This is a genomic window from Bradyrhizobium sp. SZCCHNGR1005, from assembly GCF_032489995.1.
Classification (GTDB): Bacteria; Pseudomonadota; Alphaproteobacteria; order Rhizobiales; family Xanthobacteraceae; genus Bradyrhizobium.
In genome coordinates this window covers 19,977-39,973 of record NZ_JAUEZC010000015.1, presented here as the reverse complement: position 1 = coordinate 39,973, position 19,997 = coordinate 19,977, and the positions used below count along the sequence as shown (strand labels likewise).

The 19,997-nt window shown below is 63.4% G+C and carries 20 protein-coding genes; 15 read left to right on the top strand and 5 right to left on the bottom strand.

Features of this window, described 5'->3' with window-relative positions; genetic code table 11:
- Positions 1-34: 34 nt before the first annotated feature.
- A complete protein-coding gene (locus QXZ85_RS32585) occupies positions 35-913 on the bottom strand; it encodes a LysR family transcriptional regulator (protein ID WP_315769594.1) in 879 nt (292 codons plus the stop codon).
- Positions 914-1,013: 100 nt separating this feature from the next.
- Here QXZ85_RS32585 and gstA point away from each other — a divergent pair, with 100 nt between their 5' ends.
- Together gstA and QXZ85_RS32575 are read left to right on the top strand one after the other, a co-directional pair.
- Complete coding sequence (gene gstA / locus QXZ85_RS32580; RefSeq protein WP_315745255.1) at positions 1,014-1,631, top strand: glutathione transferase GstA; 618 nt, start codon at positions 1,014-1,016, stop codon at positions 1,629-1,631.
- 293 nt (positions 1,632-1,924) lie between these two features.
- The gene (locus tag QXZ85_RS32575) at positions 1,925-2,311 is read left to right on the top strand and encodes an SgcJ/EcaC family oxidoreductase (RefSeq protein ID WP_315705433.1); all 387 of its coding nucleotides are present in this window, start codon (positions 1,925-1,927) and stop codon (positions 2,309-2,311) included.
- Positions 2,312-2,419: 108 nt separating this feature from the next.
- Here the strand turns inward: QXZ85_RS32575 and QXZ85_RS32570 are convergent, their stop codons facing one another.
- Entirely contained in the window at positions 2,420-2,887 is a 468-nt protein-coding gene (locus QXZ85_RS32570) for a carboxymuconolactone decarboxylase family protein (protein WP_315705484.1), read from the bottom strand.
- Between the two features lie 94 nt (positions 2,888-2,981).
- Between QXZ85_RS32570 and QXZ85_RS32565 the strand changes: the two genes are divergently transcribed.
- Positions 2,982-3,476, top strand: a complete 495-nt coding sequence (locus QXZ85_RS32565; RefSeq protein ID WP_315705434.1) for an Rrf2 family transcriptional regulator — start codon at positions 2,982-2,984, stop codon at positions 3,474-3,476.
- Positions 3,477-4,447: 971 nt separating this feature from the next.
- Here QXZ85_RS32565 and QXZ85_RS32560 read toward each other — a convergent pair.
- Complete coding sequence (locus QXZ85_RS32560; protein WP_315705435.1) at positions 4,448-5,170, bottom strand: Crp/Fnr family transcriptional regulator; 723 nt, start codon at positions 5,168-5,170, stop codon at positions 4,448-4,450.
- Positions 5,171-5,425: 255 nt separating this feature from the next.
- Here QXZ85_RS32560 and QXZ85_RS32555 point away from each other — a divergent pair, with 255 nt between their 5' ends.
- The 5 genes from QXZ85_RS32555 to QXZ85_RS32535 are packed head-to-tail and all read left to right on the top strand — an operon-like array spanning position 5,426 to position 9,506.
- Positions 5,426-6,766, top strand: coding sequence for a hypothetical protein (locus QXZ85_RS32555; protein ID WP_315745249.1), 1,341 nt, complete (start codon positions 5,426-5,428; stop codon positions 6,764-6,766).
- Positions 6,767-6,778: 12 nt separating this feature from the next.
- Positions 6,779-7,285, top strand: a complete 507-nt coding sequence (locus tag QXZ85_RS32550; RefSeq protein WP_315705436.1) for a DUF2249 domain-containing protein — start codon at positions 6,779-6,781, stop codon at positions 7,283-7,285.
- Positions 7,285-7,599 carry a metal-sulfur cluster assembly factor gene (locus QXZ85_RS32545; RefSeq protein ID WP_315705437.1) on the top strand — a complete coding sequence of 105 codons (315 nt, stop codon included), beginning with the start codon at positions 7,285-7,287 and terminating at the stop codon, positions 7,597-7,599. Before QXZ85_RS32550 ends, QXZ85_RS32545 begins: the two co-directional genes overlap by 1 nt.
- Before the next feature lie 9 nt (positions 7,600-7,608).
- Complete coding sequence (ccoG, locus tag QXZ85_RS32540; RefSeq protein WP_315745247.1) at positions 7,609-9,036, top strand: cytochrome c oxidase accessory protein CcoG; 1,428 nt, start codon at positions 7,609-7,611, stop codon at positions 9,034-9,036.
- A 35-nt stretch (positions 9,037-9,071) separates the two neighbouring features.
- On the top strand, positions 9,072-9,506 hold the full coding sequence (locus QXZ85_RS32535) for a PAS domain S-box protein (protein WP_315769592.1): 435 nt from the start codon (positions 9,072-9,074) through the stop codon (positions 9,504-9,506).
- A gap of 14 nt (positions 9,507-9,520) precedes the next feature.
- Here the strand turns inward: QXZ85_RS32535 and QXZ85_RS32530 are convergent, their stop codons facing one another.
- A complete protein-coding gene (locus tag QXZ85_RS32530; protein ID WP_315705440.1) occupies positions 9,521-10,414 on the bottom strand; it encodes a ferritin family protein in 894 nt (297 codons plus the stop codon).
- Positions 10,415-10,620: 206 nt separating this feature from the next.
- Here QXZ85_RS32530 and QXZ85_RS32525 point away from each other — a divergent pair, with 206 nt between their 5' ends.
- The 7 genes from QXZ85_RS32525 to QXZ85_RS32495 are packed head-to-tail and all read left to right on the top strand — an operon-like array spanning position 10,621 to position 19,565.
- The gene (locus QXZ85_RS32525; protein ID WP_315705441.1) at positions 10,621-12,936 is read left to right on the top strand and encodes a 4Fe-4S binding protein; all 2,316 of its coding nucleotides are present in this window, start codon (positions 10,621-10,623) and stop codon (positions 12,934-12,936) included.
- 17 nt (positions 12,937-12,953) lie between these two features.
- Positions 12,954-14,885: a TAT-dependent nitrous-oxide reductase gene (gene nosZ / locus QXZ85_RS32520; protein ID WP_315705442.1), complete on the top strand. Its 1,932-nt coding sequence runs from the start codon at positions 12,954-12,956 to the stop codon at positions 14,883-14,885.
- A 2-nt stretch (positions 14,886-14,887) separates the two neighbouring features.
- Positions 14,888-16,270 (top strand): nitrous oxide reductase family maturation protein NosD, encoded by a 1,383-nt coding sequence (locus QXZ85_RS32515; protein ID WP_315766067.1) that lies wholly within the window; start codon positions 14,888-14,890, stop codon positions 16,268-16,270.
- Positions 16,267-17,187, top strand: a complete 921-nt coding sequence (locus tag QXZ85_RS32510) for an ABC transporter ATP-binding protein (protein WP_315769590.1) — start codon at positions 16,267-16,269, stop codon at positions 17,185-17,187. Before QXZ85_RS32515 ends, QXZ85_RS32510 begins: the two co-directional genes overlap by 4 nt.
- On the top strand, positions 17,184-18,011 hold the full coding sequence (locus QXZ85_RS32505; protein ID WP_315769587.1) for an ABC transporter permease: 828 nt from the start codon (positions 17,184-17,186) through the stop codon (positions 18,009-18,011). The genes QXZ85_RS32510 and QXZ85_RS32505 overlap by 4 nt, the downstream gene beginning before the upstream one ends.
- Entirely contained in the window at positions 18,008-18,559 is a 552-nt protein-coding gene (locus QXZ85_RS32500) for a nitrous oxide reductase accessory protein NosL (RefSeq protein ID WP_315769584.1), read from the top strand. The genes QXZ85_RS32505 and QXZ85_RS32500 overlap by 4 nt, the downstream gene beginning before the upstream one ends.
- 10 nt (positions 18,560-18,569) lie before the next feature.
- Positions 18,570-19,565 carry an FAD:protein FMN transferase gene (locus tag QXZ85_RS32495; RefSeq protein WP_315769581.1) on the top strand — a complete coding sequence of 332 codons (996 nt, stop codon included), beginning with the start codon at positions 18,570-18,572 and terminating at the stop codon, positions 19,563-19,565.
- Between the two features lie 70 nt (positions 19,566-19,635).
- On the opposite strand, the gene QXZ85_RS32490 is transcribed toward QXZ85_RS32495, so the two are convergent.
- On the bottom strand, positions 19,636-19,995 hold the full coding sequence (locus tag QXZ85_RS32490) for a carboxymuconolactone decarboxylase family protein (RefSeq protein WP_315705448.1): 360 nt from the start codon (positions 19,993-19,995) through the stop codon (positions 19,636-19,638).
- Positions 19,996-19,997: the final 2 nt, after the last annotated feature.

Genomic DNA, 19,997 nt, shown 5'->3' with positions numbered 1-19,997 from the left:
GAGACCATACAAGGGCCCGGCAATCCGGCTTCTACTATGCGCGTGCCGTCTCACTCATGCGACGACAGACTTCGACGAACAAGCTGCTTGCCCGCGACAGCGGCCGGGCCGGCGATGCGACGAGATCGAAATCGCGGTGCAGGGCTGGAACGAGCTTGCCGATCCGCAGGCCTTGCCGTCGTTCCGGCAGGGTCGATTCCGGCACCAGGCTGACGCCGGCGCCCTCGCGCACCAGCGCAATCGCACTCGCCCAGTCGCGCACCTCGATCCGCACATCCTTGAGCGACAGGCCGGCCGCCGCGGCGAGCGAGCGGGCGTTGGTATGGCACCCGCCGGTGGCGAGGACGAACGGCGCGGCGGCCAGCTCGGCGAGCGACAACGACGATCGTCGCGCCAAGGGATGGGCCGCCGGCAGAATCGGGATCCATGCGTCCCGCCCGAGCGGAACGGCATTCCTGTCTGGAGACGGATTGAGAACGACGCCGAGATCGACCGCCCCCGTCGCCAACCAGCTTTCCACTTCGGTATCATCGGTTTCGAGCGATACCAATTCGATGCCGGGATGGAGCGCGCGGAAGCGCCGAAGCAGCGGCGGAAGCACAGTCGCGAAGACGCTGGGAAATCCGGCCAGGCGTATGGCGCCGCTGTCCTCATCGGTCAGGGCCATCGCCTCCTTTTCGATCGCTTCCAGATGGCTGAGCGCGGCGCGCGCGTGCTCGAGTGTGCGCTCTCCGAAGGCGGTCAATTCAACGCCCCGCGGCCGGCGGACGAGGAGTTTGACGCCGAGACTTTCTTCCAGCGCGGCAAGCGCCTGGCTCATCCCCGATTGGGTGACGCCCAGCCTGTCGGCGGCCGCTGTGAAGCTGCCGGCTTCGGCGACGGCGATCAGGCTCTGGAGCTGGGTCAGATTCATAGTAGCTCTGCTTATACCAGAAAAATATCCGAGTAATTTTCATTATTCCATAGTGGCTGCCAAAAGGGGGCCGATGCATCCGCTCAACGAGGCCCACACGATGAAGCTCTATTTCGCGCCCGACACCTGCTCGCTCTCGCCGCACATCGTGCTCCAGGAGCTCGGCTTGCCTTACGATCTCGTGCGCGTGAACAACCGGACAAAACGCACCTCGGAAGGAGGGGACTTCCTCGCCATCAATCCGAAGGGCTATGTCGCGGCGCTCGAACTCGATACCGGCGAGGTGCTGACCGAAGGACCGGCGATCGTCCAATATCTGGCGGATTTGAAGCCAAAGGCGGGACTTGCGCCGGCTGCCGGCACGCTGGCGCGGGTTCGGCTCCAGGAATGGCTCAACTTCATCACCAGCGAAATCCACGCCGGATCGAGCCCGTTGTTCAACCGGGTGTTGCCCGAGGAGGTGCAGGCGATCTTCCGGCAGCGGCTGTTCCGTCGCTTCGATTTGATCGAGGCGGACCTCGCGTCACGAGACTATCTGATGGGGGAGCGCTTCACGGTCGCCGATGCCTATCTCTTCACGGTGCTTGGCTGGATGCAGGGCTTTTCGATCGATCTCGCGTCTTGGCCGGCGATCGCAGGCTACATGCAGCGGATCGGCGCGCGGGCATCCGTCCGGGAAGCGATCGCGCGGGAAGCTCGTATTGCGCCGGTCGAATGACCAGCGCATCACCCGGTTTCGAAGTTGCATCATGTCGCGGCGCATTCGTTCGCGAATTTCGGAATCGAAGCGCCCGAATCCGTATCCGCCTTGGAATCTGACGCGGGCAGAGGATTGAGTTGCCGGCGTTGTCATGTTAGTGGGAGAAAATGGACAGCCGTTGTGCACCCTATCTGTCGATTATTCCCACCAATCACTGATTGGTGGGTGCGCGCTTCATTTGTCCTTTGCAAGCAACCCGCCCTAGAGGCGGGTTTTCTGTATTCCGTCTCCGGGCAATTAAGGAGACGACGATGTCAGATCATCCACTGAAGCAACTGATCAAGGCCGCCGACAAGGCTATCACGGCAAAGGACTTCGACAGCTTGATGGAGTTCTATGCCGATGATGCGACGCTGGTCGTGAAGCCCGGCCTGAATGCTTCAGGCAAGGATCAGATACGGAAAGCATTCGTGGCCATTGCTGCCCATTTCAAGAACCAATTGAAGGTCAGGCAGGGCCGGATGGAGGTCATCGAAGGCGCGGATACCGCCCTCGTCATCATGGAGACTCTCCTCGATACGGGAGACGGGAATGAGCCGATCGTTCGGCGCGCAACTTATATCTTCCGCAAGTCGGAGACTGGCGGGTGGCTGTGTGCCGTAGACAACTCATATGGCACATCGATACTTGACGCCTGAAGGCTCGGGCGCGGGCGTTGCGCCGAAGGTCGACGTCAATGGCGTCACGTCGGCGCGAGCATGAATTCTACCCTCTGACATCGATGTCAGGGGGGGAAGGCCGTCCGATCAATGTGAACCTGCTCGGGCCCCAGTGCCAACCGGATGCTGCGTCCGGGAGCTGACGGCAATGCGGTTCCAGACATTGATGGTTCCGATGGCGATCGTCAGCTTGGCAATGTCGGTTTCCGGGAAGACCGCGCGAACGGCTTCATAGGCGGCGTCGGGAATGCCCGACTGTGCGGCCAGGGTCACGCTCTCGGTCCATTCGAGAACCGCCCGGTCGCGCGTGTCGAAGAACGGCGACTCGCGCCAGACGGCGACCAGATGCAACAGTTGCGAATCCATCCCGTCGGCCAGGGCGTCCTTTACATGAAGATCGACGCAATAGGCGCAGCCGTTGATCTGGGAGGCGCGGAGCTTGAGAAGGTGCAAAGCGCGCTTGTCGAGCCCGGACTTGCTCACGGCGCCGTCGAGCGCGCGGACGGCCTGATAGAGATCGGGTGTCAATGCTGCGATGTTCATTCTGGGATGCATGGAAGCCTCCGGCGCGGGAAGGGGTTGGCGATGAATCATAGATAATATATATCCATGATTAGAGCGCGATCCAAGCGCGTTTTGGGAGGTGGCGATGCGGCGCATGAGCGACGGCGTGGAGGCGGCGCTGCACTGTGCCCTGGTGCTGGCCGGATTGCCGGAAGGGAAGGTGCTACCGGGCAAGAGCCTCGCCGAGTTGCACGGTGTTTCGGAAACCTATCTTCTCAAGCACTTGCGGGCGCTCACCGCCGCCGCGGTCATCGATGCCCTGCCGGGCCCGCGCGGCGGCTATCGGCTGGCGCGCGATCCCAAGCGCATCACCTTGCTCGACATCGTCGAAGCGATCGATGGGCGCGAGCCTGCCTTCGTCTGTCGGGAGATCCGGCGACGCGGTCCCGGCAAGGCGAAGGACCCCTGCGTCTACAAGGCGGACTGCTTCATCAAGACCCGGATGATCGCGGCCGAGGAGGCGTGGCGGGGTGCCTTGCACCGGCAAACCCTCGCCGATCTCGTCGCCGACGGAAGCCGATTGATCGACGCGCACAACAAGAAGGCGGTGGCGACCTATGTCGAAAAGGCGCAGCGCTGAGCGATGACGATGGCGCCAATGGTGGCGCCGTCAGGTCGATGACGATAGGGCAGGGACGCTGGAGACGGTTAGAAGAATGGGCCAGCGATTGCTGCGCCCTTGCCGGTCAGGGCCATGGGCGTGACATCAAAGCTAGCGGGGACGATTGAATCGGAATAGGGGGACATTTGTCCGAGCCTAGGCTCGCGCGCAATCGCGCGTGTCTGGCCCGTCGGCCTGCGGCCACCTCGATACGTGGCTGCCTGCGCGCAGTGACCTCGACCGAGAGCACGAGGGCGGACCTCCATCCCTTCGAGACGAAGGTTTGCGGCCTTGCCATTGACGTGAATAGCTCGCAGAGGACGAATACGAAGACCGGTCGTCTGCACGACGGGCAATCCGCGTATATGCTCCATACCCGAACGGCCCGTCGTGCCAGTTTGCCGCACGCCGCTCGGCTTGTGTCGTCGGGCAAATCAAGTTCACATTCTCCGGCGTCTCGGCCCGCAAGAGGGGCGCTTCGCGATCGTCACGAACGTTGGGCCTGAGATGCGATGGGCGCGTCGATTTGCAGCGTGATCTTTCTCATGCGGACGAACAAATCGATGCGACGGCGAAGTCGTGTGGTCCTGGCATCCCGGAGCTGATGCCCAGCGCAACGCGCGTAGCGCGTTGTCGCGACACGGGGACAATCAAGCCGGTCCCCGGGGAGATCACGTATAAGCCGCTCAAACTATCGCGCAGGGAAGGCCGGGATGTCTTGGCCGAACCTGTGGTTCCTACCCCGTGCATTCTTTACTGCACGGGGGCCATGGGGGCGGCAAGCTCCCGGCCTTCCCTGCGTCCTCTTCTTCGGCAGAAGAGGGGACAGCCGATCAAAGCTCGGGCGCAAGCCGCCGCGAGATCGCGAGCCCATGCCTGCCACGCTGTTTGACACGTCAAGCGAACAACACTTGTCGCAATCGCGACGATACGCCTCGGACGAACGCAGCCTAGGGCCCGCGCTTGCGGACCTGCATGGCTTCTTCGCCCTCGGCGAAGCCGCGAAGCCTTTGGATGTCGCACAGCACGATCCGCTGCCGGCCACCCTCGACCAGGCCTTCGCCTTCCCAGGCGCTGAGGATGCGGCTGACGGTGTGCAGCGTCGTCCCGGTCATCTCGGCGATGTCCTGACGGCTGATCGGAAAGTCGACCTCGATCCCGTTCTCGACCTTTCGTCCGGCCTGCTTGGCGAGACGGAGCAGGGCGTGCGCCACGCGTTGCTCGACCTGCTCGTTCGAGATCTCCATCACCCGCGCCTGGGTGTCCTGCAGGCGGTTGCCGACTGTCTGCAGCGCGCTCGAGGCAAGGCTCGGATATTTGGCGATCAGCCTTGCCCATGAGGCCGATGGCCAGGCGAGCGCGATGCTGTCCACGGCGGCGACCGCCGTCGCAGGATAGCGCAAGAGACTCATCGCCTGGGCGACGCCGAACAACTCGCCGGCGGAGACGTAACGCACCACGGATTGCTGTCCTTGCGAGGTCGTCTTCTCGACCCGAAGATGCCCGTGCAGCAGCAGGAAGAAGCGCGAGGCCTCCGTCCCCTGGTCGAAGACGGCCGTGCCCTTGGCGTAGCGGATCGAACGCGCTTCGCCCAGCAACTCATCCTGCTCGGCGGGCGAGAGCCCCGCGAACATCGGGAGGTTCGCGACCAGCGAACGGTCGACAGCAGCCATCGGTAGCCTCGTTTCAAATTGCGGTGGAGAGTAGCCGGACCGGGCGCAGGCCTCAATGCCCCCGCCGGCTCTTACCTCGCGGAACTTGCAGGAAGCTTGCGCTGGCGCAACGTTCGGCGTGCGCGACGCGCCTGGATTGGCGGAGTGGTCAACGGCTCGGTAATTTGTGCTCCGACAAAGAGATGCCGGTCGCCACGGCTTACGGTCGCTTATCTACGCTCTACATTCGTGCCGCGCACGAACTCCGAGGCCAACATGGTCGGCGCCAGCATATCACGATGGACAATGAGCTATTTCGCAATGGCGCTCGCGTGGCTGTTCGTCGCCTTGCTCCTGATGGTGCTCGGTATCGGCTATCCGGCCGTGGATCTCGCAGCCCCGGATACGCTGGTTCTGGTGCATGCGGTCGGCATCGGTTGGCTGAGCCTTGCGATGTGCGGCGCGCTGTTCCAGTTCGTGCCCGTGCTGGTCGCCAAGCCCCTGTTCGCGGACAACTGGGCCTTGCCGGCCCTGGGCTTGCTGACCGCCGGCCTCGTCTTGCTGCTCGCGGGGTTCCTGGCCTTGGGCGGCCGACTTCCACCCGCATTGTGGCTGCTTCCGCTCGGCGCGGTCCTGCTCGTGGCGGGCTTCGCTTTGGTCGTGGTCGATCTGGGCCTCACGGCGTGCTTGCGTCCGACGGGGCCGGCCCGCTTCGTTCTCGTCGGCCTCGCCTCGCTCAGCGCGACAGCAGCATTCGGCTCGGTCTTCGCATTCGCCCTTGCCGGCCGGGCAGGCTCGGTGGGCGATGTGCTTCTGGCGTCCGGCATTCCGCTGCATGCGATCGCCGGTCTCGGGGGCTGGCTGACCTTGACGGCCATGGGCGTGAGCTACCGGCTGCTGGCCATGTTCATGCTGGCGCCGGACATCGATGAACGGCAGAGCATGACCACGCTGACCGCCGGTGCCGTCGCCGTCGTCGTCGCCGTCGCCGGCGGGCTCCTCGCGATCGGATTCGGGTCTGGATTGCGCATCGTGCTTGCGACCGCCGCCATGCTTGCGCTCGCCTCCGGCGCCTTGTACGGGCGCGACATCGCCGGCATTTACCGTGCCCGCAAGCGGCGGCAGCTCGAGCTCAACATGCGGATGGCGACGTTGTCCTTCGCCAGCCTGGCTGGGACCGCGGTGCTCGGCATTGCACTTGCGATGGCTGGCGCCTTCACCGCGCACGTCGGCGCCTTCGCCTTCCTCGCCGTTTTCGGTTGGCTGTCGGGCCTGGTGCTCGCCAAGCTCTACAAGATCGTCGCCTTCCTGACCTGGCTCGAGACCTACGGCCCGGTGATGGGACGCGCTCCCACGCCGCGCGTCCAGGATCTCGTCGCGGAGGGCAGGGCGACGAAATGGTTCGTCATCTACTACGCCGCGGTCTGGGCCGGAACCCTGACGCTGCTGATGGGCGCGCCCGCCGCTTCGTTCCGGATCACTGTCGCGGTGATGGCCATTGGAGCAGCCGGCATTGCGCACGAAGTGATCCGGATCCGGCGGCTGGCGGATGTCGCAAGTCCGCTGCGGCTTCCGGGCGGCGCGATCGCGCCACACTTGTTATTCGCCAGGAATTGAGAGAGGAAACCCATGACCGATTATATCGATGTCGACGTCCGTCCGATCCTGCGCGCTGGAGGCGAACCCTTCTCGGTCATCATGGCCGCGCTGCAGCGGCTTGCGCCGGGGCAGGGCCTTCGCCTCTACGCGACCTTCAAGCCTGTTCCGCTGTTCGCCGTCATGGCGGACAAAGGCTATGCCTATGCGGATCGCCCGCTCGAGCACGGCGAGTGGGAAGTTCTGTTCACGCCGGTGGAGACGGAACTGGAGCAGGCGTCGAGTGCAACGGCCGGCGCCGGTTTCGACGATTGGCCTGAACCCGCCGTTAAGCTGGACAACCGCGACCTCGAGCCGCCGGAACCGATGGTCCGGATTCTTGCGGCGGCCGACCAACTCGGACCCGGCGAGACCTTGTCGGCGCTGCTGCGGCGCGAACCGGTGTTCCTGTTCCCGCAACTCGAAAAGCGCGGCTTCCGCTGGCTCGGCGGGTTCACACCTGACGGCGCGACGTATGAACTAACGGTGAGGGCTCCGTGATGACCGACGAACGCGAAGGTCTCATCCGCGATGCCATGCGTGTTGTGATCGATCCGGAGCTTGGCGAGAACGTGGTCGATCTCGGCTTCGTCTACGACATCTCAATCGCTGGCGACGCCGTTCATGTGACGATGACCGCGACCACGCCGGGATGTCCGGCGACCAGCTTCCTCAAAGAGGGGGTGACGAACAGTGTTGCCGGCCTGCCCGGTATCGGCTCGGTCGACGTGACGATGACCTTCGATCCCCCGTGGACGCCGGCCCGGATCGCCCCGGCCATCCGCGCATCGCTCGGCTTCGCGGCGGTCAGCTGAGGCGCCAAGATGACGATCACGATCGAGATCGATCACGCGAAGACGCGCGCGAGGGCCACGGCTGCAGCCGGCCAGCCAGTGGTGCCGCAGGCCGTCAAAGGCCCGATCCGCCGGATCAAATGGGGCATCCTGCTGCTGACGCTCGCGATCTACTACGTCACCCCATTCATCCGTTGGAACCGCGGTCCCAATGCGCCGGACCAAGCGGTGTTGCTCGATTTCGCGAACGGACGCCTCTACGCCTTCTTCCTCGAAATTTGGCCGCAGGATCTGTATTTGGTCACGGGACTTTTGGTGCTTGCCTCGACCGTCCTGATCCTGACCAATGCGGTGGCGGGGCGGCTCTGGTGCGGCTTCGCCTGTCCGCAGACGGTCTGGACTGATCTCTTCCTGCTGGTCGAAAGATGGATCGAGGGTGACCGCCGTCAGCGCCTGAAGAACATCGGTGCTCCGCTCTCCGCAAAGCGGATGGCGCAGATCGTTGCCAAGCATTCGGCCTGGCTGCTGATCGCGATGGCGACCGGTGGCACGCTGATCTTCTACTTTACCGACGCGCCGAGCCTGGTGCGGAATACAGCTTCCGGCGAGATGTCGGTCAACGCGCTCACCTGGATCCTGGTCTTCACCGGCACCACCTATGGCCTGGCCGGATTCGCGCGCGAGCAGGTCTGCACCTTCATGTGTCCGTGGCCGCGGCTGCAGGGCGCGATCTGGGATCCGGAGGCCTTTACGGTCAATTACCGTGACTATCGCGGCGAGCAGCGCACGTCGGCGAAAAAGGCGACCGAACTGCGCCTGCAGGGCAGGCCGGCCGGCGATTGCGTCGATTGCGGCCACTGCGTCGCGGTCTGTCCGATCGGAATAGACATCCGCCAAGGACCGAACTTCGCCTGCATCAATTGCGGGCTCTGCGTGGACGCCTGCGACGGGGTCATGTCCAAGCTCGGCCGCCCGCGCGGGCTGATCGATTATGAGAGCTGGAGGAACATCGAGCGGGGCCGACGAAGGGAGGCGCCCGTCAATCGCCTGGTGCGCCAGAAGACGATCGGCCTGACTGCGGCCTGCGCTGCACTCGCCGCCACGATCGGCGTTGCGTTCGCGACCAAGACGACCGCCACGCTTTCGGTCCAGCACGACCGCGACCCCGTTGCAGTCCGGCTGTCCGACGGATCGGTGCGCAACGCCTACACGGTCAAGCTGTTGAACAAATCCTCGGTCGCGCATGTCTATACCCTGTCGGTCAGCGGCATGGATGCCAGGATGACCATCATCGGTCACGAGACCCTTGCTCCGGTCGAGGTGCCGCCGGACGAGTCGGAAGCCCTGCGGATCACGCTGACGACGGAGCAGTCCGGGCAAACCGACGTGGTGTTCACGGCAAGGGACGAGACCGGTTCCAACGTTCTTTCCGCCAAGGACAAGTTCTTCGACCGCTGAGACATTGCCGCCCAACTCGCGTAGGATGGAGTTTGGTGACCGAAGCAAAGAGTAAATCGATGGAAGAACGGTCTCAACTTGCGGAGCGGATTCTCGATCAGACCGCCGATGCCGTGATCTACGCAGACCGCACCGGCACGATTCTCCGCTGGAATCCGGCCGCGAGCGCTTTGTTCGGCTGTTCGGCCGAAGAGGCTCTGGGTCGCAGCCTCGACCTGATCATTCCGGAGCATCTCAGGGACGCGCACTGGCGTGGGTTCGAGGCCGCCATGACCAGCGGCGCCATGAAGCTGCAGGGCCGGCCGACGTTGACCCGCGCCTTGCACAAGAGTGGGCGGAAACTTTACACGGAAATGACGTTCGCGATCGTCAAAACCGTCGGCAATGATGAAGTAATCGGCTCCGTCGCGGTGGTGCGAGATGTCACCGAACGGGTGGAAAAAGAGCGCGCGGCGAGCCGCTGGTCATGACCCCACTACAGCGGCTACTGGCTTGACGTCAGCGAATGCAGCCAAGCGAGGCGAGCGACAGCTTTCCCTGCAAGCCGCTGCAAGCGGTCAAGCTGTTCAGGGTCGGTGGCGCGTTCGGCGCCGTCGAGGTAAGCGTCCGCAAGCGCCTCGGCGAGAGCCGGTGCATCGGCCGTAGCGAGGGGGACGGTGACCAGAACAGCGCCTTCGGCCTCAACTGCCATAGCGGCGGTTTCCCGCTGGAGCTCACGGACGCGATCCGCCGCCGCTCCGGTCAGGCCGCTGTCGATCTGGCCAAGCAGGAGCGTCAACCGATGCTCGATCGCGCCGGCATCCACCTGTGCGTCGACGGCGTCACCAGGTGATATTGCCGCTCCGGACGCCTGCCTTGCGTCGCGCTCTGCGTGAAAAGCGTGACGTCGCTGCCTTCGCAGCGTGGCGACATGTCCGAGTTCCTCGCGCGCCATCGCCTCGGCTGCAGACTTGATATCGGGTGTCTTGGCGTACGCCGCGACATAGGACCAGAAGGCAAACGCCCGCTCCTCGTTGCGCACGGCTATCGCGAGCGCACGATAGGGAGTCATCAGGCGGGAAGATTGCATCTCGGCCGCAGTCTCGGAGTCGAACGTCTCGGGCGCCTGCCACCGGATCGTTGCCGGATCAGGCGCATGTCCCGTCCGGGATTGCGACCACCGCGCGACACTGTCGACATGTTCGCGCTCGGCAGCAGCGAGGCGCGTGAACACCGCGGCCAATTCATCTTTGTCTTGACAGCGCATATGCTCGGCAAGCTCGCCATATCTGTCTGCCGCCTCCTGCTCCATCGCATGGGCGAGCGCAAACAGCTCATCGAGGGAATGCAAAGTTCCTGCCGGCTCCGACTTCAAGAGCAGAGTTTGTGTGAGCAGCATGAGGCACCTTTGTAAGCAAGTTTGTCCTGCAACAAACTTCATCCTCGCTGGTGCGACTAGACATCCGTCGCAAACAGGAGTCAAATTGGGTTGGCGGGATCATCGATCCTCTCCGGGCCGTCAGCGCCGACGCCCACTCAAACCACATTCAAGAAGAATGGAACACGCGTCCACGTCGGACGCGTTATTCCGCGCTGAGGTGCTGCATGTCTCGGAGTCTGCTAGCCCCGTCGCGCTGTTGTCGCGTCGGTCTTGCTTTGACCATCGCGCTCGCGGCCTTCGCATGGCTTTCGATCGGGACCGCTTCGGCTGCGACCGAGCTCGGCACCTACCTGTCCAAGGTGCAGCCCGGTGATTTCTTCAAGGGTGCGGATCGATTTGGCCCTCCGCAGGGCGATCCACCGGTCGTGCCCGTGTATCGCGGCGATCAGCTGCAGGGCTTCGTCTACCTCAATTCAGATTTCGCGAACTCCGTCGGCTATTCCGGCAAGCCGATTCACATTCTCGTCGGTATCGATCCGAAGGGCATCATTACCGGACTGAAGCTGGTCGACCACAAGGAGCCGATCGTCCTGATTGGTATTCCCGAGGCCCGCATCGTCGGAGCCTTGAACTCGCTGATCGGCAAGGACATCAAGCCGGTCGCGCAAGGCGCCGAACGCCCCCCACAGGTGGACATCGTCAGTGGCGCGACGGTCACGGTGCTGGTCATGAGCGACAGCATCGTCCGCTCGGCCGTCAAGCTGATCCGCACCGGTCGGGTCGGCGGCGGGGACGCTTCTGCCGCGAAATCGGCTCTTCCACCGGTGACCAAGACGCTCGATCTCTCGCATAGCGAGGTGCGCGATTGGCAGAGCCTCATCGGTGACGGTTCAGTGCGGCGGCTGCATCTGACCATCAATGACGTCAACGATGCATTTGCCAAGTCGGGCAATGCGGTCGCGGCGCAAAACGCCGAGCCGGGTGCGCCGGATGACACCTTCATTGATCTCTACGTTGCGCTCGCTTCCGCACCTACGATCGGCCGAAGTCTGCTCGGCGACGACGGGTATCAACGGCTGAAGGAACGGCTGAAGCCGGGCCAGCAGGCCATCGTGATCGCCGCGAACGGAATCTATTCCTTCAAGGGCTCGGCCTATGTCCGCGGCGGCATCTTCGACCGCATCGAAGTGTTGCAGGAGGGCTCCAGCACGCGCTTCCGCGACCGCAATCATACGCGGCTCGGAGCGCTCGCCGCAGCCGGCTCTCCCGACTTCCAGGAGATCGGCCTGTTCGTCACTCCGCCGGAGTTCACGCTCGATCCGACGCAGCCCTGGCAGCTTCAGCTTCTCGTCCAGCGCAGTGTCGGCGCGCGGGACAAGGCGTTTCTCACCTTCGATCTCGATTACGTCTTGCCTGACCAATATGTCCGCCGCGAGCAGCAGGCGGTCACCGTTCTAGCCACCGCTCCGGCACCTGCGGCGCAGGCACAGGGGGGCGCTCCAGTTGAGCAACAGGCCGCATCGACCGCCGAGAACGAAGAACCGCTATGGATGCGTATCTGGCGCTCGCAGCCGGTCTCGATCGGCATCACCGCGTTGATGCTGTGCGCGCTCACCGTGATCTTCTTCTTCCAGAATGTGCTGGTGCGCCGGCCCGTGTTCTACACCTGGGTTCGGCGCGGCTTCCTCGCCTTCGTCCTGGTCTGGCTCGGTTGGTACGCCAACGCGCAGCTCTCGGTCGTCAATGTCGTGACGTTCAGCAACGCGCTGGTGACAGGTTTCAAGTGGGAATTTTTCCTCGCCGCGCCGCTGATTTTCATCCTGTGGTCGGCCACCGCGGCGGCGCTTCTGTTCTGGGGACGCGGGCCGTTCTGCGGCTGGCTCTGTCCGTTCGGCGCACTACAGGAACTGACCAACACGATCGCAAAATGGTTCAAAGTGCCGCAGATCACCGTGCCCTGGGGACTGCACGAGCGCCTGTGGCCGGTCAAATATATCATCTTCCTCGGCCTGTTCGGACTGTCGCTCTACTCGGTCGATCTCGCGGAGCGAATGGCCGAGGTCGAGCCGTTCAAGACCGCGATCATCCTGAAATTTGCGCGAAGCTGGCCGTTCGTCGCCTACGCGGTCGGTCTGCTGGTCATCGGCTTGTTCATCGAGCGCTTCTTCTGCCGCTATCTCTGCCCGCTGGGGGCCGCGCTCGCGATCCCCGGACGCATCCGGACTTTCGAGTGGCTTCGCCGCTGGCAGGAATGCGGTTCGCCCTGCCAGCGCTGCGCCAAGGAATGCCCGGTGCAGTCGATCCATCCGGAGGGGCACATCAACGTCAACGAGTGCATCTACTGCATGCACTGTCAGGAACTCTATTACGACGATCATCGCTGCCCGCACATGATCCAGGTGCGGCTCAAGCGAGAGAAGTTCGCCGCCATGTCCTCACCGTCCATGCGCACGGGCGGCAAGGGAGCAGGGACGGTGTTCACCCATGCCGGAAAGCCCGTGGTGACGGGCGCCGGTACCAATCCATCCCCTTCTCCATAGCCACACAGGAGACCATCATGGCGCGCGAGGAAGACGACGACAATAACATCAGCCGGCGGCAAGTCGTTGGCACCGCCGCGATCGGCGCGGCAGGCCTTGCGGGCGGGCTGGGCCTCGGCAAGTCGGTCGCTCCGAACTCGGCTGCCGCGCAACCTGCGGCGCGCCCTGGAGGCCAGAAGACCGAGGTCGCGCCCGGCGAACTCGACGAATATTATGTGTTCTTCTCGAGCGGCCAGACGGGTGAGGTGCGGATCGTCGGCATGCCGTCGATGCGCGAGCTGATGCGCATTCCGGTCTTCAATCGCGATAGCGCGACCGGCTGGGGCCTGACCAACGAGTCGCTGAAGATCCTGAACGAGGGCCTCACGCAGGAGACCCGCGATCGACTGAAGGGCCGCCTAAATGGAGTGTGGCAGAACGGCGATTGCCACCATCCGCACATGTCCTTCACCGATGGCACCTATGACGGGCGCTACATCTTCATCAATGACAAGGCCAACACCCGGCTTGCCCGTATCCGCACCGACATCATGAAGTGCGACAAGATGATCGAGCTGCCGAACCAGTACACGATCCACGGCATGCGGCCGCAAAAATATCCGCGCACCGGCTACGTGTTCTGCAATGGCGAGTACGAAGTGCCGCTGCCCAATGACGGCAAGATCCTCGACGACAAGACCAAGTACTGGTCGATGTTCTCAGCCGTCGATGGCGACACAATGAAGGTCGCTTGGCAGGTTATCGTCGACGGCAACCTCGACAACACCGACGCCGACTACCAGGGCAAGTACGTCTTCTCGACCTGCTACAATTCGGAAAAGGGCGTCACACTCGCGGAAATGACCGCGAGCGAGACGGATTGGATCGTCATCTTCAACCTCAAGCGCATCGAGGAGGGCGTCAAGAAGGGCGACTTCAAGGAAATGAACGGCGTTCCTGTGCTCGATGGTCGGCATGGCTCGCCGTACACCCGCTATGTTCCGATTCCCAACAGCCCGCATGGTATCAACACCGCGCCCGATGGCATTCACGTCGTCGCCAACGGGAAGTTATCGCCGACCGTCTCGGTGTTCGATGTGCGTCTGTTCGATCAGCTATTCGACGACAAAATCCAGCCGCGTGCCACGGTGGTCGCCGAGCCTGAACTGGGCCTCGGTCCGCTGCACACCGCCTTCGATGGCAAGGGCAATGGTTATACGACGCTGTTCCTCGACAGCCAGGTCTGCAAGTGGAGCATCGATCTCGCCAAGCGCGCCTTCAAGGGCGAGAAGGTCAATCCGATCATCCAGAAGATCGACGTCCATTATCAGCCCGGCCACAACCACTCCTCGATGGGCGAGACCAAGGAGGCCGATGGCAAGTGGCTGATCTCGCTGAACAAGTTCTCCAAGGATCGCTTCCTCAACGTCGGTCCGCTCAAGCCGGAGAACGACCAGTTGATCGACATCTCGGGCGACCAGATGAAGCTGGTGCATGACGGCCCGAGCTTCGCCGAGCCGCATGACGCCGTCATCGTGCATCGATCCAAGCTGGAGGGAAAGGTCACAAGCATCTACAAGCGCGACGATCCGTTCTTCGCGGATGCGGTCAAGCAGGCCAAGGCCGACGGCGTCACGCTCGAGAGCGACGCCAAGGTGATCCGGGATGGCAATAAGGTCCGGGTCTACTCGTTCTCCAGCGCGCCGGCCTACGGCCTTGAGAAGTTCGAGGTCAAACAGGGCGACGAGGTCACGGTCTACATCACCAACATCGACGATGTGGAGGATCTGACCCACGGCTTCTGCATCGTCAACTACGGCGTCAACATGGAGATCGGCCCGCAACAGACCTCATCGGTGACGTTCATTGCCGACAAGCCCGGCGTGTACTGGTACTTCTGTACCTGGTTCTGCCATGCCATGCACATGGAGATGAGGGGGCGAATGCTGGTCTCGCCGCAGAACGTCTGACGATGCGTTGGGTGCGCTACATCGCGATCTTGGCGCTGGCTGCGTTTGCCGCCGGCGCCGGCCCGCGCGCTAGCCTGGCAACAGAGCTTTCAGTAACGCCTGATGTCAGCGACCTCCAGGCGGTGCTCGAGTCCGCCTCAGAAGGTGACGAGGTGCGGCTTGCCGCCGGAACCTATCGCGGGCCACTGCATTTGACGCGCCGGATCACGCTGTCGGGTGCGCCCGGTGTCGTTGTGCGCGGCACGGGACAGGGCAGCGTCATTACGGTCTCGGCGCCAGGGGCTATCGTGCGCGGGCTCGAGGTGCGCGGCTCCGGGCGCTCGCTGGAGGGCATGGATTCGGGAATCTTCATCGAGCAGTCGGCACGCGGTGCTGTGGTGGAGGACAATCGGCTCGAGGACAATCTCTTCGGAATGTATCTTCACGGAGCGCCCGATGCGGTCGTGCGTCGCAACGTCGTCGTCGGCTTGCGTCAGGCGCGCACGAGCGAAGCCGGCAACGGGATCACGGTCTGGAACGCGCCCGGCGCCAAGGTCATCGACAACGACTTCCGCTACGGACGCGACGGCATCTTCGCAATCACCAGTCGCAACAACGTGTTCAGCGGCAACCGCTTCCGGGATTTGCGCTTCGGCGTGCACTACATGTATGCGAACGAGGGCGAGATCACGAACAACGTCTCGAAGGGAAACATCATCGGTTACGCCTTCATGTTTTCCAACCACCTGATCGTCAGGAACAATATCTCTGATCACGACCGGGATCGCGGCATCCTGTTCAATGCGGCAAACGACTCGGAGATTACAGACAACACGGTGATCGGCGGGCTGCAATCGGCGGAGCGCTGGGCGACCTCGGATAATCGCGCGGCAGAGGAGGGAGTCCCCCAATCGGTCGCGAGCGCTCCGGCGGCAAGCAAGGCTGAACGCATCGGACCCGAGAAGTGCGTGTTCATCTACAACACCAACAAGAACAGGATTGCGCGCAACTGGTTCGAGGGTTGCGAGATCGGCGTCCATTTCACCGCCGGCTCGGAGCGTAACGAGATCACGGGTAACGCCTTCGTCAACAATTCCAACCAGGTGAAATATGTCGGTACGCGCCATCTCGACTGGTCGGAGAACGGACGCGGCAATTACTGGAGCGACAACCCGGCTTTTGACCTGAACGGCGACGGCGTTGCTGATACGGCGTATCGTCCAAACGACATGATCGATCGCGTGCTCTGGACCGCGCCGGCCGCGAAGCTTCTGATCAACAGTCCCGCTGTGCAGGTGATCCGCTGGGCCCAGGCGCAGTTCCCGGCACTGTTGCCGGGCGGGGTCATCGACAGTCATCCCTTGATGTCGCCACCAGCGCATCGCCTGGCCGAGGGCGCGCGATGAGCAGCACGGTTCGATTGACCGATGTGACTAAGGCGTATGGGCGCATCAAAGCCGTGTGTGGGGTTTCGTTCGAACTCGAGCAGGGCGAACTCGTGGCGCTGATCGGCCATAACGGCGCGGGCAAGACAACGCTGATGAAGCTGATGCTCGGGCTGATCCGACCGACCAGCGGAGCGGTGGAGGTGCTCGGCGACAATCCCGCTCTAGGACAATTCGCTGGCCGGCGGCAACTCGGGTATCTGCCAGAAAACGTCTCCTTCGATTCCGCGCTGACCGGGCGGGAGACACAGGCCTTCTACGCGCGATTGAAGCGCGAGCCGGTCGCGGAGGCGCTGAAGCTGCTCGACACGGTGGGGCTCGGCGATGCAGCGAGGCGGCGGGTCGGCACCTACTCCAAGGGCATGCGCCAGCGCCTGGGCCTCGCGCAGGCGCTGATCGGGCATCCTCGCGTTTTGCTGCTGGACGAGCCGACGACCGGCCTCGATCCGGAGCTGCGCCAGACCTTCTACGAAGTGATCCAGCACCTGTCCGCAGGCGGCGCGACCGTGTTGTTGTCCTCGCATGCACTCACCGAGCTCGAGGAGCGGGCCGGCCGTGTCATCATCATGAACCGGGGCGTCAAGGTCGCCGACGGGTCAATCGACCATCTGCGGCGCCTTGCCCAGCTGCCGACCCGCATCAGGCTCAAGGTTTCGGACTCAGCGCCTGCAGGGCCGCTCTCCTGGTTGCCGGTCGATGCCGTCTGTCGTCGCCTCAACGGCCAAATCGTCGAGATCGACGCTGCGCCGGAGCAGAAACTCGGACTCTTGCATCGCGCGACCGCGGCGGGGACGCCGGTCGACGATCTCGATGTGGTCCCTCCGTCGCTCGATGAACTCTACGCGCACTTCCTGCGGCAAGCGGAGCAGGCCGGATGAACGCGCTGGTCATCGCACGGAAGGAGATCCATCAGGCGGTTCGGAACCGCTGGGTGCTGGCCGCGACCCTGCTGCTTGCCGGGCTCGCGCTTTCGCTCACGTTTCTCGGCAGTGCGCCGACCGGTACGGTCGGCGTGCGCGCGCTCGATGTCGTGATCGTCAGCCTGTCCAGCCTCACCATCTTCCTGATTCCGCTGATCGCATTGCTGATCTCGCATGACGCGATCGTTGGCGATATGGAGCGGGGGACGATGCTCCTGCTGCTGAGCTACCCGGTGGCACGCTGGCAAGTGTTGGTCGGCAAGTTCCTCGGCCATCTGGCTGTGCTCGCGTTTGCGACCTGTCTCGGATATGGAATTGCAGCTGCCGCGTTGATCGTTGCGGGAAACCAGATCGATCCCGACAGCCTCGCAGCCTTCGGCGCCATGATCGGATCGTCCGTGCTGCTCGGGGCCGTGTTTGTCGCGATGGGCTATCTGGTGAGTGCGCTGGTGCGAGATCGCGGCACCGCAGCCGGCTTATGCATCGGTCTATGGCTTCTCCTGGTGTTGATCTACGACATGGGCTTGCTCGGAATTCTCGCCCTGGACCAGGGGCGCAGCATCTCGGCCTCGGCAGTCGATGCAATGCTGCTGATCAACCCGACGGACGCCTATCGCCTGTTCAACCTGACCGGCTTCGCCAATGTCAGCACCTTCGCTGGTATGGCTGGTCTTGCCCAGAGCACGACCTTGTCGGCCGGCGTGCTTCTGATCGCGCTGCTGTTTTGGACGCTGGTTCCGCTCGGACTTGCCGCGTTTGCGTTTTCCCGGAGAGAGCTATGAAGGGTCTTTCCTTCGCCTTTGCCATCCTGCTTCCGATCGCGCTGCTTGGCTGCGGCGAGAAGCAAGCGGCGCGGATGCCGCCGCCCCATCGCATGACAGAAGAGGCGATCGGGCACTATTGCGGCATGAATGTCCTGGAGCATCCGGGTCCGAAAGGACAGATCCTGGTGGCGAGCCTGATCGAGCCGGTCTGGTTTTCGTCCGTGCGGGATACGATTGCTTTCACCGTGCTTCCGGACGAGCCGAAGGACATCCAGGCGATCTATGTCTCCGACATGGGCAAAGCAGGAAGTTGGGACAAGCCTGGCGCGGATAACTGGGTGGAGGCGCGTAAGGCGCTGTTCGTGATCGGCAGCAGGATCAAGGGTGGCATGGGGAGCGAAGAGGTTGTCCCATTCTCGGATCGCAGCGCGGCGGAGACATTCGTGAATGAAAACGGCGGCCGCATCGTGTCCTTTGCGGATGTCCCGAAGACCTATGTGCTCGGGCCGGACGAGGAGGGCGGCGGAGCGAGTCCGGGGCAGAAGGATCGTGCTTCGCTCGATTGAGGAGGATCACATGGCGCGTGCAATGTCGCGGCGGCGTTTCATCAGCATCAGCGGCGCTGTTGCAGGTCTTGGTGTTGCAGGTCTTGGACGGAAGGCGACTGCGAAGGCCGATCTTGCCGTCTGGCGCGGCACGATGCTGGGCGCCGTCGCAACGATGAAGATCTATCATCCCGATCGGAACGAGGCTGAGCGTTTGATCTCTGCGGCCTGTGCCGAGGCGCGACGGCTGGAGCGGCTGTTCAGCCTTTATGTCGAGGACTCCGCCTTGGTACGGTTGAACCGCACGGGGATACTCGTGGATCCTGCGGTCGAGTTCGTCGAACTGATGGAGACCTCGTTGCGACATTCGGAGCTGACCGGCGGTCTGTTCGACCCGACTGTGCAGCCGCTCTGGGATCTCTACGCAAGGCATTTCTCAAGACCGGACGCGGACCCGTCGGGGCCTGACAAGGCGTCCATGGACGCGGTGCTTGCCCACGTCGGCTATCGCCGCTTGTCGGTCAGCCGCGATCGGGTCGTCGCGCCGAAGGGGACGGCCGTGACGCTGAACGGAATCGCGCAAGGCTACGTCACGGACAAGGTGGTAGACCTGCTGCGTGCCCAGGGGATTGCGCACACGCTCGTCGATATGGGGGAAAGCCGGGCCGTCGGTGCGCGTCCGGATGGGCTGCCTTGGGAGGTCGGCATCGCCGATCCGGACACGCCCGGACGGACGCAAACGGTGCTGTCTATCGAGGACCGCGCCGTCTCCACGTCCGGAGGATACGGCTTCCGGTTCGGTCCGCAAGGACGCTTCAATCATCTGTTTGATCCGACGAACGGCGGCTGCGGACATCTCTACAGCAGCGTCACAACCATCGCCGCGACGGCGACTGCCGCGGACGCGATGTCGACCGCCTTCAGTCTGATGCCGGTGGTTCAGATCAGGTCGCTGATGCAGCCGGCCGGTATCGAACGGGTTCACCTGATCGACGCCGCCGGCGCGGTATCCGAACTCGTGGTATGAAGACCGCTCCCTAAACGGCAGCACGAAGGCGGATGAAAGCCGGGTCTTCCCGCGGCAGCCTTGGCCAATCTCAGGCGGCAGCCGTCGCCCGTTGCTGGAATTCCTCGAACGCGGCAATCGCATCAGCGGCATACATCAGCGACGGACCGCCGCCCATATAGATCGCCATGCCGAGCGTTTCCTCCACCTCCTGGCGCGTTGCGCCGAGCCGAACCAGCGCCTCGGTGTGAAAACCGATGCAACCGTCGCAGCGGGCCGCGACTCCGATCGCGAGTGCGATCAGCTCTTTGGTCTTCTTGTCCAGCGCGCCATCGCGGGTAGCGGCCTGCGCCATCGCGGAGAAGCCCTGCATCACGTCAGGAATGCCCTTGCGCAGCTTCTTCATATTGCCGGACAGCCCGCTGCAAAGCTCGGTATAGTTCTTGTCCATGA